This is a genomic window from Sporosarcina sp. P26b (assembly GCF_002743245.1).
GTDB lineage: Bacteria > Bacillota > Bacilli > Bacillales_A > Planococcaceae > Sporosarcina > Sporosarcina ureae_C.
Map to the genome: position 1 here is coordinate 145,973 of NZ_PDYW01000001.1, position 13,291 is coordinate 159,263.

Below are 13,291 nucleotides of genomic sequence, written 5' to 3' on the forward strand. Positions count from 1 at the left end.
AAGCTATCGTAGATTACCCAAATATATATAAGGGAGTGCATATGATGGCGAACAAGTATCCAAAACCGAATGACCCTGCAGATAATAAAAAACGATTGAATAAAACCATCAGCAATATGGAGGCCGCAGAAGACGCGATGAAGTTTGCTGAAGGGGAAGAGTTCCAGCAAATCCAAAAGAAAAATGAACGCAGAGCGGAAAGTATCGAGGCTTTAAAGGAAGAAATAACTGAAGAAGACAAGTCACGAATTAATGGTTATTTATAAGCTTTTCACATAGAATATGTATAATCCTCACTTATAAAAGTGAGGATTTTTGCTGATTATAATGCTTAATGTACATAAGCAAAAAAGAGGAATGCACATCGAACGCTGTATAGAATAGAAGTATCTACTATATTTCATAGTTTTTTCATTTAAGGAGAGAATGCAAGATGAAAAGAATTAAAAAAATCGACGAATGGCGTGAGTTGCTAGAAGGGTCGGATACACAACCGTTCTTGTTATTTAAATCTAGTATGACATCTATCAGCAGTTTAGCGGCTAAAAAGGAGTTGGATGGACTGCGTACAGAACTTCCAATATATATCGTCATCACCCAAATAAGTAAGAAACTATCCGCTACTATTGAATCGGATCTAGGTGTTCCTCACGAAGTTCCTCAATTATTGATAGTGAAAGATAAACGAGGCATCTGGCAAGCCACACATTATCAAATCAAAGAACAGATCTTAGTGGAGGCAGTAAAAGAATACGTCTGATATTTTGGGTAATATCTTTAGACATTCAGATAACCACAACTACGCAATGTCTGATGAATAATAATGAAGCGACAAAAGGAGTTCTACTAATGGCAAGTTTATTTCCTAGAATCTATGACGTGGCTATGATGCCTTTAGAAATGACTAGATTTAAAAGAGTTCGAACGGAGTTAATCCGTAATGCACAAGGAAACGTATTAGAAATTGGTTCTGGAACGGGTATCAATTTTCCTTATTATCAACAGGCGAATCACGTGGCCGCAATTGAACCGAATCCTCAAATGAGTCGCTTGGCAGTAAGCCGAGGTAGAAATGCCAGTGTGCCTATTACTTTATATGAAGCAAAAGCGGAATCATTGCCTTTTCCTGACAATTCATTTGACACGGTGATCGCGACATTAGTATTTTGTACAATACCAGATCCAATTCTAGCCTTGAAAGAAATTCAGCGTGTTAGCAAACCAGGTAGCACTATTTTATTTTTCGAACATGTCAAAATGAAACAACCAGTTCTAGCCAAAACGCAAGATCTATTAAATCCGTTTTGGGAAAAAGTATGCGATGGTTGTCAATTAAATCGTAATACACTTTCGACAATCGTCAATACGGGAATTTCTATAGAAAATGTGGAATCATTATACGCGGGCTTGTTTTTGTCTATACACAGTACAAATCAAAAATAATCATTGGTGTCGTCTAAAAAATATCTCCTATTTAACGGATGTAGTAGAAATTAGAACCCTTTATCATGTATAGTTCTACTTAACTACTATTCATCTGACTTTTGTTAGCTACATAATCAAAGGAGCAAGACAATAATGATTCAATCTATATTATCCAATTTAGCCGTCATTTTGCTTAGTCATTTGGCAGTCACAACGTTACTCGGTTATCGGGAACGATTTTCCAGACGTCGGCTCCAGTTTTACATAGTGATATTGATGTCGATCACAGTAATTTCTATGTTCTACTTACCCATTCAATTTAGTAATTACCGCCTGGATTTACGTTTAATTCCGCTTATTATGCTCGCAATATTTAGTGGATGGCATATAACGATACCTGTGTTAGTCATTGCTTGTATATGGCGTTATTTTCTTGGAGGAGACGGGGCCATTCCAGGAATTGTATTTGGTATGTCGCTCCCGACTATATTTGCTTTAGTATACATGCGAATAATGGGGAATCGTAAAAAAGTCTGGGATAAAGTTGTATTGGTTTCTATCTGTTGGTTTATATCCGATATACCTCTCATATTCTATCCGTATGACGGGCTAGAGATACTTAAACAGATTGGCTTTTTACGCTTTTCTTCATTTTTACTTGCCACATTTATCTACTATACAGTTATCGAAATCGAAAACGGTCGACTTGTTATGAAGCAACAGCTGGAATTCCTTGCCACGCATGATCCATTGACTAAACTACTTACCCGTCAAGAATGCATTCGGCGTGCAGAGATTAAACACAAAATGAATGAAAAGAATACGCATCACTTTATGGTGATGATCGATGTAGATCATTTCAAGGAGTTGAATGATGAATACGGTCATGCTGCAGGCGACGATACTCTAGTAGAGTTATCAGAGATACTTAAGTCGTTTGAAAAAGATACATTGCAAGCCGCACGATACGGTGGGGAAGAATTTTTATTGTGGATTTGTACAGAGGATAAAGATAGTATCACTCAGACAGTAGAAGAAATTCAAGAAAAGATTCGTCACACACATTTTGAAGTGGGACTAAATCAAGCTATACCGATCACTGTTTCTATTGGAATAGCGTCCTGGCCTACTGGAACTTCTATACATGATGCAATAAAAGAAGCAGATCGCAAACTTTACATAGCAAAAGATCAAGGACGGAATCAAATGATCGTTTAATGATTGATATAGGTGATAGGGGAATTCTATCAGGCATTTACATATTGTTACTCTAAAACGGTTATCAAAGCGAGTTCAGTCAAGTTAGTCAAAGAATAACACTGAGAACTCAGCTGTTCATGAAGTCATTCAAAACGGACTTTATGAACAGCTGTTTTTACATTAAAGGAGATCATACTAATGAAAAAAATCACATCGATCCTCACTATTTGTTTGTTAGGCTTTATGTTAAATTTCACAGTAAAAGAAGTGCACGCACATGAATTTACGGACATTCAATCGTACCCATCTGCTGACTCTATCGAATGGGCTTATTCAAAAGGATTGGTCGGTGGTTTCGAAGATCATACCTTCCGGCCAAATAGCTGGCTCACAGAAGCCCATTTCGCTGCGATTCTTACGCGTTATTACAAGGTAATTCAAGATGAAAGTGCACTATATATAGCCCATGATAATAAAATATGGTCGAACAGTATATATGAAGCATTAGCAAGATTTAAAGTACCTTTAGTCGGCTATGAGGATAGAAGTTACCGGAATAAACCCGTGACTCGAGGAGTTTTGGCACAAGTCATTTCGTACGTGAACGGCCAAGCTTATCAACTGGAGAAATCCATACAGTATTTATTCGACGAGCAGATTACAGTTGGACAAGTTCCACATGCTAATACATTACTCGAGAAGTATGGAGCTAAAAATCGTTTGACCCGGGCACAGGCCGTATTATTCTTCCATCGACTAGATCAGCAGAACAAAAAGGAAGTAGCACCAACTGTTTTCCAGGATAAATTGCCGGCTGGAAGTAATTCTGCAGTCGTAAATAAAGCAAAGCTACAGGCTATCTCACGGGTGGACCCACGCGTAAAACCTACCATTTTCTTGCCGGCAGATAAATATATTGAAGGCCAGTTACTGCCAGAGAAACCTATCTATATAAAAGGAGTTTTACTTGTCAACAAGCAGTATCCTTTACCGAAGAACTATGCGCCTGGCGAAGACCGGACTGCACGTGCACAATTTACGAAGATGGCTGCTGATGCGAAGAAGTCAGGCATCAAATTAACTGCATTTAGCACGTATCGTTCATTTGATTATCAAACGAATTTATACGCAAAATATGTAAAACGAGACGGAATAAAAGCCGCTGACCGTTATAGTGCGAGACCCGGGTATTCTGAACATCAATCAGGACTTGCATTTGATATCGGTGAAGCGAATGCCCCGAAACATTGGGCGAATGCGTCATTTGGTTCAACCAAAGCTGGGAAATGGCTGGCAGCAAATGCATACCGATATGGTTTTGTCATGCGGTATCCTAAAGGAAAAGAAGACATTACGGGCTATATGCATGAATCTTGGCATTACCGCTATGTTGGATTGGCACTCGCTAAAGAGATATATGTAAAACAAAACACTATAGAAGAGTATGTAGGATTAAGGGAATAGTTATACAGAAGTACTCTATCAGTTCATGCACTATATGTTCTGGTAGATTTTTTTGCATTCTTTTAAGATTATCTAGTAGTATAGCGGGAAAAACATGTGAAAGGAGCTGAATATAATGAAAAAAAGAATCTATATAAGCAGTGTCATTTTATCACTCGGTTTATTGAGTGCGTGCTCTGCTGAAACAGAAACAGAAAAAACTTCTATTGAACAACCTTCGAAATCAGAAGGAGAAACACTTACTGTTCAAGATCAGGAATCAAATGGAGAGCAAATAGCATCTGAACAGATAGACGATTTGACACAAGAGGAAGTACTCTCGGCCATAAAGGATCAAATTTCTACTACAAACTTTGACATAGTGTTGCCTGATAAACTTCCGATTACAACGGACCAACATCTAACAGCTACTACAAGTTCCGAGTCCACAACGTATCAAATCACCTTTTTTGTTACGGATGAACCAGTTTCAATAAATAATGCAGCATTATTGGACGGGCATACAAAAAAAGAAAAACTAGCGACTTTACTAGTGATTGATTATAAAGATCAAGAAGGGCAAGCAGAAACTAAAGTTGCGTTTGAAGATTACGCAAAAGTTGGAGGTGAAGAAGTGGATCTCGGTCATGGTATTACGGGTTATCAAGATGCAGGTGTCGGAAACCTATGGACGAGTTGGAATGAGGGGAGATGGTCGCTTGCCACACATACTTCAATTGAACAGCCAGAAAAAGGAGTAGACTTAGGTAGACGAGCTGTAGACTATTTGGAAACTCACCGTCTTCCTATCCCGAAGCAACATGGATCGATTAAGTTGGATGCAACAAGTGAAAATCATTATGCGATTTGGGCGAAAGGTTCTGTGGTCTATGAACTTTCCGAAGTGCAATCAGCAATGGACTTACTGGAGATAGTAGTTCATTTCCAATAAGATCATTCCCAAACTAAAAGGATATTGATAGACTAGGGGTATCAATATAATGGGGGTAAAGGGGTGATGACGGAATGACAGGCTGGATTTTCACAATCATTATAGCTATTGTTTTACCATTGTCATTCATTATATATGCAATCCTTAAAAAACGATGGATCCCTTTCTTTCTAGGTGTTCTTGCGTTTACTGTATCCCAGTTGCTCATACGCATCCCACTATTACAATACGTGGAAAAGAACAGTATAGACTTTTTGTTTTTTAGTAGTGTACATCCCATACAGTACGCTATCGTGCTTGGATTCTCCGCTGCGCTATTTGAAGAAGGAGCACGCTATCTTGCTATGCGGTATTTGATGAAGCAAAGGGACTGGCTATCAGGATTTTTATTTGGAGCAGGGCATGGTGGTATTGAAGCGCTGATCATTGTAGGAATTCCAATGCTTTCCGTATTTCCACTTACAGTAGGCAACGGAATGCTTGCTTTAGCGGGTGTAGAGCGATTCTTTGCTATGCTGCTGCATATAGGACTGTCAATTATCGTCCTGCACGGCATAAAACAGAAACGTCTTTCCTATCTGGTGATTGCTATTGCCATACATACAGGGATTGACTCAATGATTGGAATTTTGCCTGTATTTATTCCGCAAGAGTATGTGGTAGTATCAATAGAGAGTATTCTTGCATTCGTGGCGGTTAGCGTCATTAGCTACGGAATCTATAGTAAAAGGAGGGAAGTCTGGTAATGAAAAAACTTGTCCTATTGACTATGGCAGTCGTTTTATTGCTTGCTGCATGTGGTAAAAACACAGTAGATGAATCTGAGGCTGCTCAGTACATAGAAAAATCGAAAGAAGCCATCACGTTTTTGAATGAAGAAAAATTTGATGATATGCGTGAAATGTTTGATGCCACGATGAAGGATTCTTTATCTGTGGAGCAACTAAAGGAAGTATCAGATATTGTGAAAGAATCAGGGGAGTTTGTCAGTTTCGAAAAAGAGTCTGTTGCAAAAAAAGAGCAGTATTTTGTAGCGTCGATTGCTGCTGAATATAAAGAAGATAAACGTGTCTATACGATTACGTTTGATGACCAGCAACAAATCGCAGGATTTTTTGTGAAATAAATACCACTATAAAAGCCCTAACGAGATAAAGTACATTCTCGTTAGAGCTTTTTTTATGGATTTTGTTCAATTAAATTTTTTGTGCAAAACCTAAAGAGAATCTTTCCGAAAAGAGAATTGTATGAACATGGATGGAATGAAGTTGACGCTGACAATGCTCATCCGGTAACGATGTATCGATTTATTATTGACCATTTACTATTTCTTTTGATTTGGTATGATCAATCGTTCTGGCCCCATATAGAATACGGCTAGTATAGAAATGGCAACCGGAATGAGTGCCCATAGAAATGTCGTAGAAATAGAATTAGACATAGCATTTGTCATGACATTCAATATATCTTCTGGAATGGTTTTGCGGACTTCAGGTAAAAAAGCGTTTTGTATACTACCCACGGCACTATTGTCTCCGTTAGGGAGTTTAGCAAAACCGGATGCCAATTCACTTGCCAATAATTTGGTTTGGATTGCTCCGAAGATCGTGATGCCCAGTGCCAATCCTAATGATCGGAAAAAAGCATTTGTTGAGTTGGCTGAACCTCTGAATCGGAAATCCATATTGTGCACAGTGGCAGCTGGTAAAAGTGAGAAGGAAAATCCGACACCAAATCCAACAAACACCATATAGAAAGATAGGATGGAACGAGAAGTATCAGGGGTAATCGTACTCATCAATAGCATTCCGATCGAATAGGCAATTACGGAAATAACCATGATTTTTCGATAACTCGTTTTAGTCTGTAAGATACCGCCCAGCGCACTTCCGACGACCGATCCAAGTAACATCGGCATAAGGATAATTCCGGCATTCGTTGCGGAGCCACCATATACAGCTTGCACGAAAAGAGGAATGAAGATTGTTAAACCTATGAAAGTAGCACCGTAAAGAAGTGCTAAGACTTGTGAAGAGGCGAAAAGACGGCTTTTGAACATCCAAAATGAGATAATCGGTTCTTTCGCTTTCGTCTCTGCCACTAAAAATATAATGAAAAATACCGTAAATAGACTAAATAATGTAATGCTTTGCCAAGAGGACCACGCAAATTGTTTACCGCCAAATTCAAGTCCAAACATCAAACTGACAATGGCAGTGACTAGTGTAATCGCACCGAGCCAATCAATAGCTTGCTTGGAAGGTTCAGTTGCTTCTTTATAAAAGCGATAAATTAGAAATAAGGAAACGAGTCCAATGGGAATATTGACATAGAATACCCAATGCCAACTAATAGACTCCGTAATCCAAGCACCAAGTAATGGACCGATGACACTGGATGCTCCAAAGACTGCACCTAGAATACCTGTCATTTTGCCACGTTTTTCTGGAGGGAATACGTCAAATACAATAGTGAACGCGATGGGAAGTAAAGCCCCTCCGCCAATTCCTTGAATAGCACGAAAAACAGCTAACTGTGGCACGGATTGTGCAACACCGCATAGTGCTGAACCAATCATAAAAACAATAATACCAAACATGAAAAATCTTTTGCGGCCATACATATCTGATAACTTACCAAAAATCGGCATCCCGGCAAGTACAGCTACTGCGTAAGCAGAAGTAATCCATATATAACTATCGACTCCACCTAAATCACCTAGAATTGACCCGAGTGCAGTTGCGACAATGGTATTATCCATCGCAGACATTAAAATACCGAGCAAGATACCAGCTAGAACTAAACGCAGCGTTTTCTTATCATCCATTTATTCCACTCCTTTAACGCCTGCACTTCATAAGAATATATGAGCTACTTAATTTTAGCAGTATTATTCTCTCAGTGCATGATTAATATGTTCCCAAATCAAAAAACTGTTAAGTGTTCTAGTCATCATTTTTTGTGTTATAACATCATTGAGATACAATAGAAGAAAATCGTATAGAGGTGAAGTTATGAAAAAAATATTATGGTTAATCGTAACCGTTTTAGTATTAGCAGCTTGCGGTACGACAAATGAAGGTAAGAAAGAAGAAGTCTATCAAACAGTAGATTTGAAGGATATTGAAACCTTGCAAAAGAAAGGCGATATAGTATTGGATGTAAGAGAAATAGATGAATTTGAAGACGGGCATATGATAGGGGCAATTAATATGCCTTTATCACAAATACAAAATGGTGATAGAACTGGTTTGGCTAAAGACCAGAAGTATGTCGTCGTTTGCCGAAGTGGAAGCCGTTCGAAGACGGCAAGTGAGATTTTATTCGACGAAGGATATGATGTAATCAATGTTTCAGAAGGTATGTCAACTTGGCAGGGGGAAGTTGAATAAAGAGAAAACAAGCGACTGCCTACTAGCTACCGCTTGTTTTGTATAATGTTCGTATAGTATGTAAACTACAAAATAGCGTGAAGTAAAATGAATAATTGATTCCACGTGTCATAAAGGACAATAGAGGGTATTTGATAACAGAGTAGAAAATTGCTATAGCAGGTAAAGGTGGAGGAGATAGAGTATGGTGAAAGAATATGATTTGCTAGTGGTCGGAACCGGAAATGCAGGGTCCCTTGCGGCAATAAAATGTAAGAAAGAAGGCTGGAGCGTTGCGATTATCGATGACCGGCCCTTTGGGGGGACCTGTTCTCAGCGAGGTTGCGATCCGAAGAAAGTATTGGTAGGAGCAGCTGAATTAATAGATTGGAATAAACGTATGCACGGAAAAGGTATCGAAGAAGATAGCAAAATTAATTGGTCAGAATTAATGGAATTCAAACGAACGTTTACTCAAACGATACCTGAAGATACAGAAGAGAAGTATGGAAAACTAGGAATTGATATGTATCATGGCAAGGCAGTTTTTCAAAGTGAAACGGAATTAAAAGTCTGTTCAGATGTATTGAAAGGGAAAAAGATTCTTATTGCTACAGGTGCAGAACCTATGAAAATGGATATAGAAGGTGAAGAATATCTGACGATGAGTGATGAGTTTATGGAACTGGATACACTTCCAAAACGTATCGTATTTATAGGTGGCGGATTTATTTCATTCGAATTTGCACATGTTGCTGCAAGGGCAGGATCTGAAGTGCATATTTTGCATAGAAGTGAAAAAGCTTTAAAAAACTTTGATCAAGATTTGGTGAAAATGCTGATTAAACGTTCCAAGGAAGTAGGTGTGCATGTACATCTTAATACACCTGTAAACGGAATTGAGAAATGTGGTAATGCATTTGTGGTTAAAGGAGAACAAGAAGATCGTGAGGTAGAATGGAAAGCGGATCTTGTTGTACATGGAGCAGGTCGCGTACCTGCACTAGACATGGACTTGGAAAAAGGAAATGTGAAGTGGGATAAACAAGGTGTATGCGTTAATGAATATATGCAAAGTGTTAGTAACCCTAATGTATACGCAGCGGGTGATGTGGCTTCAAGCGACGCACCTCCGTTAACGCCTGTTGCGACGATTGAATCACATGTAGTGGCTTCGAATCTTCTCAACGGGAATAATAAGACAGCAGATTATCCAGTAGTTCCTTCTGTTGTATTCACTGTTCCAAAGTTAGCATCAGTCGGAATGAGCGAACAAGAGGCAAAAGAGTCCGGTTTGAAAGTGTTCGTAAAGTCACAAGATGCAACGGAGTGGTTCACATATAGACGAACGAACGAAGGGGCAGCGGCATTTAAAGTAATTATCGATCAAGAGAAAGATGTCGTGCTCGGCGCCCATCTATTGAGTGGGGAAGCGGATGAACTAATTAACCATTTTGCCCTAGCGATTCGTTTCCAAATTCCTGTCGAAGAATTAAAGAAGATGCCATTCGCATATCCAACAGTAGCTTCTGATATTTCGTATATGCTGTAATGGTGTCAAGACTTTTCCCTATCCTACTGCTGGATAGGGAATTTTTAATTAAGGGAAGTATATTCTGATCATGTGAAAGACAATGAAATTGACTCTTATAACCAAGCCACGTTATCCTGTACAATGACGTAGATAATTAAAAGATATCTAGATGTATTACATAGTAGACAGGAGGAATGAACGATGATCAAACGCGCATTAACTATCGCTGGTTCTGCTGCACGTGGAGGAGCAGGAATCCAAGCAGATTTGAAAACGTTCCAGGAGTTTGATGTATTCGGTACAACAGCCGTTACAGCGATTGTTGCGAGAAACCCTCGAACGGGTCAAGGCATATTCCCTCAATCTTGGGAAGCGATTGAAGCGCAATTAGTAACAATACATGAAGATATCGGTGTCGATGCGATGAAGACGGGTATGTTGTTCACTAAAGAGATTATTGTCAATGTGGTGGAGTGGATCAAGCAGTCCGCAATTCAAAATATCGTAGTAGATCCAGTAATGATTGGAAAAATGGGCTCGGCACTGTTGAAAGACGATGCAATGGAAGCAATGCAGAAGCAATTGATTCCTCTTGCAACGATTATTACACCGAATATGCCAGAAGCTTCTTATTTATTAGGGGGTATGGAGCTAAAATCGGTCAACGATTTAAAAGAAGCCGCACGACGCTTGTTTGAAATGGGACCGAAGTTCGTCTTAGTTAAAGGCGGCAGGTTGGAAGGACCTGCAGTGGATGTGTTGTACGATGGAAAACAGTTCTATCTACTTGAAGCGCCAAGAATTGATACGATCAATACGAATGGAGCGGGTTGCAGTTACTCTGCAGCTATTACAGCGGGTCTGGCAAAGGGACAAACAGTGCAAGATGCCGTAATTGAGGCGAAAAAGTTCATCACAGCCGGCATTCGCCACTCCCTAACCTTTAAAGCAGGAGTCGGTCCAACCTATCATGCGGCTTATGGTAAGTATGATGAGACGAGTTGTAAGGTGACGATAGAGCGCGAATGAGTTCAGAAAGCCATACAAATAAGAGGATGTCTAGGAAGTAGTAACACTTCTAGGACATCCTCTTTTGTATAGTTTAAGTTTAAAAGCAAGTGCTTGTGAGTGAGTTTGTGAGTGGTTCGGGATGAAAGCGTACCCTCCGTAGCATCAATCTCCCCCCAACACTTCTGCTATTCACTCTTCTACATATAAGTAGTAATCGCATCAATTGGCAGTCGAGTAGAGCCGTAAGCAGATGAAGCGGCTTTGCCTAGCGCGATCAACACAAGTGGCTCGTAGCGAGACTCAAGCTCGAACGACTCCGCAAACTGTTGCTTATCAAATCCACCCATCGGCACCGTATCATACCCCCTAGCCTTCGCAATCAACATCAACTGCATCGAAACTAGACCCGCGTCAAACGTCGCAATATTGCGTCTCGCCTCAAGTGGTGCGTTCGGATAAGCCGCCTTGGCATTATTAATTTGAATCTGCACATGCTCCTCATCTATATTTCCTGCAGCTAAATTCGAAAGATAAATCTCATCAATATTATGATACATTTCCGTATCACCGATCACCGCGATAATAGCCGACGCGGTTTCGATTTGTTCTTGATTAAATGAAAAACGATTGATTTTCTTCTTCAACTCTTGGTCTTGTATGACTAGAAAACGCCATGGCTGCAAGTTACTCGAAGATGGCGCAGAAGTTGCCTCATCCAGCATAGTCGTAATATCTTCTTTATCGATTGTATAGTTCGCATCAAACTTTCTAACAGATTTGCGTGCATGCATAACTTCCAATAACTCATCGTAATGTTGGGACATAATATAAAACTCCTCTTAATAATGTTATTTTACTTACTATTAGTAAGTTAATTTTAAGATTACTATTAGTAAGCTTGTTTGTCAAACATGAATGTGATAAAGTGAAGGAAGTACAGGATTGGGGTTTTGCTAATGAAGAAAAATGAAGAGTTTGTTCAGTCGGTAAATCCTAAAGGTCAAAAAAGTTGCGATAGTTTCCACAATACAATCGAGTTTATCGGTAAGCGTTGGATGGGAATTATCATTTATCATTTATTAGATGGACCCAAAAGGTTCTTTGAGTTATCGGCGGAGATCGAAGGAATATCAGATCGTCTTCTAACGGAGAGATTGCGTGAGTTGGAAGCGCATGGTTTGGTCATCAAAAATCAATCCGATCCAACAGTTAGAAAAGTAGAGTATGAGCTTACTGCAAAAGGTAAAGAATTAGAAGGTATTATTCAGGCCATTTTTGAGTGGGTTAAGAAAAATGGTGGCTGTCAGAAGGAGAGAATGAATTGATTAGAGAAAACGCGAAACTATTTAACGACGTTCCGTTATCCATATTAGATTTAGCCATGATCAATGAAGGTAGCCATGCAGGGCAATCGTTCAAAAACAGTGTAGATCTTGCGCAACATGCAGAAGATTGGGGATTCAATCGTTACTGGTTGGCAGAGCATCATAATATGCCGGGCGTTGCAAGTTCCGCTACATCGATTATTATTGGACATGTAGCGCAAATGACCAAGGAAATTCGAGTGGGATCTGGTGGCGTCATGTTGCCAAACCATGCGCCATTAGTAATTGCAGAGCAGTTTGGTACACTAGACGCGATGTATCCAGGCCGTATTGATTTGGGATTAGGCCGTGCGCCCGGTAGCGACCAGGCAACAGCCTATGCGCTTCGTCGCACGTTACAAAGCGGTGGAGAAGATTTCCCTCAACAAGTGGAAGAGTTGCGTATGTATTTCGAAGGTAATCCAACTGACCGTGTTCGTGCATTTCCAGGAGCAGGGCAGGATGTTCCTATTTGGTTGCTTGGTTCAAGTGGCTTTAGTGCTCAATTGTCGGCAGAACTTGGCTTGCCATTTTCATTCGCCAGCCACTTTGCGCCACAATTTATGATGCAAGCATTGCAAATCTACCATCAAAATTTCCAGGCTTCGAAAGATCTTCAGAAGCCACATGCCATGATGGGCGTAAACTTGATTGCTGCGGATACTGACGAAAAAGCCCAGTATCTGGCTACATCAATGCAACAGCAATTCTTGAACATCCGTCAAGGTAAAATGATCCAGTTCCAACCACCGATTGATGATATTGATGCGCAGTGGTCACCGTTTGAACAAGAAGCGGTAGCGCAGCAAAGTCAATCACCATCTGTTATTATTGGTAGTCCTGAAACAGTAAAACGTAAATTGGAAGAGTTCGTAGATATGACGAAAGCGAATGAATTGATTATCAGTTCAGGTATATTCAATCATGAAGACCGACTTCGTTCATATGAAATCCTAAGCGAAATAATGAAATAATAGAAAAGCATCCGCTT

15 protein-coding genes are annotated in these 13,291 nt (G+C 39.8%); 13 read left to right on the forward strand and 2 right to left on the reverse strand.

The genetic code is table 11. The annotated features are described in order from the left end of the window. Nucleotides 1–44 precede the first annotated feature (44 nt). The 8 genes from CSV69_RS00780 (at nucleotide 45) to CSV69_RS00815 (ending at nucleotide 6,146) form a co-directional block, all read left to right on the forward strand. Complete coding sequence (locus tag CSV69_RS00780; RefSeq protein WP_099692521.1) at nucleotides 45–266, forward strand: small, acid-soluble spore protein tlp; 222 nt, start codon at nucleotides 45–47, stop codon at nucleotides 264–266. A 167-nt stretch (nucleotides 267–433) separates the two neighbouring features. After that, nucleotides 434–760, forward strand: coding sequence for a monothiol bacilliredoxin BrxC family protein (locus CSV69_RS00785; protein WP_099692522.1), 327 nt, complete (start codon nucleotides 434–436; stop codon nucleotides 758–760). Between the two features lie 89 nt (nucleotides 761–849). Then, complete coding sequence (locus CSV69_RS00790; protein ID WP_099692523.1) at nucleotides 850–1,443, forward strand: class I SAM-dependent methyltransferase; 594 nt, start codon at nucleotides 850–852, stop codon at nucleotides 1,441–1,443. A gap of 135 nt (nucleotides 1,444–1,578) precedes the next feature. Continuing rightward, the gene (locus CSV69_RS00795; RefSeq protein ID WP_099692524.1) at nucleotides 1,579–2,643 is read left to right on the forward strand and encodes a diguanylate cyclase; all 1,065 of its coding nucleotides are present in this window, start codon (nucleotides 1,579–1,581) and stop codon (nucleotides 2,641–2,643) included. A gap of 180 nt (nucleotides 2,644–2,823) precedes the next feature. Then, nucleotides 2,824–4,089, forward strand: coding sequence for a D-alanyl-D-alanine carboxypeptidase family protein (locus tag CSV69_RS00800; RefSeq protein WP_099692525.1), 1,266 nt, complete (start codon nucleotides 2,824–2,826; stop codon nucleotides 4,087–4,089). Between the two features lie 115 nt (nucleotides 4,090–4,204). Beyond that, the gene (locus tag CSV69_RS00805; RefSeq protein WP_099692526.1) at nucleotides 4,205–5,020 is read left to right on the forward strand and encodes a hypothetical protein; all 816 of its coding nucleotides are present in this window, start codon (nucleotides 4,205–4,207) and stop codon (nucleotides 5,018–5,020) included. 74 nt (nucleotides 5,021–5,094) lie between these two features. Further along, nucleotides 5,095–5,766, forward strand: coding sequence for a YhfC family glutamic-type intramembrane protease (locus tag CSV69_RS00810; protein WP_099692527.1), 672 nt, complete (start codon nucleotides 5,095–5,097; stop codon nucleotides 5,764–5,766). Beyond that, a complete protein-coding gene (locus CSV69_RS00815; protein ID WP_099692528.1) occupies nucleotides 5,766–6,146 on the forward strand; it encodes a DUF3887 domain-containing protein in 381 nt (126 codons plus the stop codon). The genes CSV69_RS00810 and CSV69_RS00815 overlap by 1 nt, the downstream gene beginning before the upstream one ends. A 198-nt stretch (nucleotides 6,147–6,344) precedes the next feature. Here CSV69_RS00815 and CSV69_RS00820 read toward each other — a convergent pair whose 3' ends face one another. Beyond that, on the reverse strand, nucleotides 6,345–7,847 hold the full coding sequence (locus CSV69_RS00820; RefSeq protein ID WP_099624718.1) for an MDR family MFS transporter: 1,503 nt from the start codon (nucleotides 7,845–7,847) through the stop codon (nucleotides 6,345–6,347). Nucleotides 7,848–8,034: 187 nt separating this feature from the next. Between CSV69_RS00820 and CSV69_RS00825 the strand changes: the two genes are divergently transcribed. The 3 genes from CSV69_RS00825 (at nucleotide 8,035) to thiD (ending at nucleotide 10,954) form a co-directional block, all read left to right on the forward strand. Beyond that, nucleotides 8,035–8,412 carry a rhodanese-like domain-containing protein gene (locus CSV69_RS00825; RefSeq protein ID WP_099692529.1) on the forward strand — a complete coding sequence of 126 codons (378 nt, stop codon included), beginning with the start codon at nucleotides 8,035–8,037 and terminating at the stop codon, nucleotides 8,410–8,412. A gap of 184 nt (nucleotides 8,413–8,596) precedes the next feature. Next, nucleotides 8,597–9,943, forward strand: a complete 1,347-nt coding sequence (locus CSV69_RS00830; protein WP_085426627.1) for a dihydrolipoyl dehydrogenase family protein — start codon at nucleotides 8,597–8,599, stop codon at nucleotides 9,941–9,943. Between the two features lie 183 nt (nucleotides 9,944–10,126). Continuing rightward, the gene (gene thiD / locus CSV69_RS00835; RefSeq protein ID WP_099692530.1) at nucleotides 10,127–10,954 is read left to right on the forward strand and encodes a bifunctional hydroxymethylpyrimidine kinase/phosphomethylpyrimidine kinase; all 828 of its coding nucleotides are present in this window, start codon (nucleotides 10,127–10,129) and stop codon (nucleotides 10,952–10,954) included. A gap of 179 nt (nucleotides 10,955–11,133) precedes the next feature. Here thiD and CSV69_RS00840 read toward each other — a convergent pair whose 3' ends face one another. Next, entirely contained in the window at nucleotides 11,134–11,760 is a 627-nt protein-coding gene (locus tag CSV69_RS00840) for a nitroreductase family protein (RefSeq protein ID WP_099692531.1), read from the reverse strand. 132 nt (nucleotides 11,761–11,892) lie between these two features. On the opposite strand from CSV69_RS00840, the gene CSV69_RS00845 reads away from it, so the two are divergent. Beyond that, nucleotides 11,893–12,261: a winged helix-turn-helix transcriptional regulator gene (locus CSV69_RS00845; protein WP_085426624.1), complete on the forward strand. Its 369-nt coding sequence runs from the start codon at nucleotides 11,893–11,895 to the stop codon at nucleotides 12,259–12,261. Continuing rightward, entirely contained in the window at nucleotides 12,258–13,274 is a 1,017-nt protein-coding gene (locus CSV69_RS00850; RefSeq protein ID WP_099692532.1) for an LLM class flavin-dependent oxidoreductase, read from the forward strand. The genes CSV69_RS00845 and CSV69_RS00850 overlap by 4 nt, the downstream gene beginning before the upstream one ends. Nucleotides 13,275–13,291 lie beyond the last annotated feature (17 nt).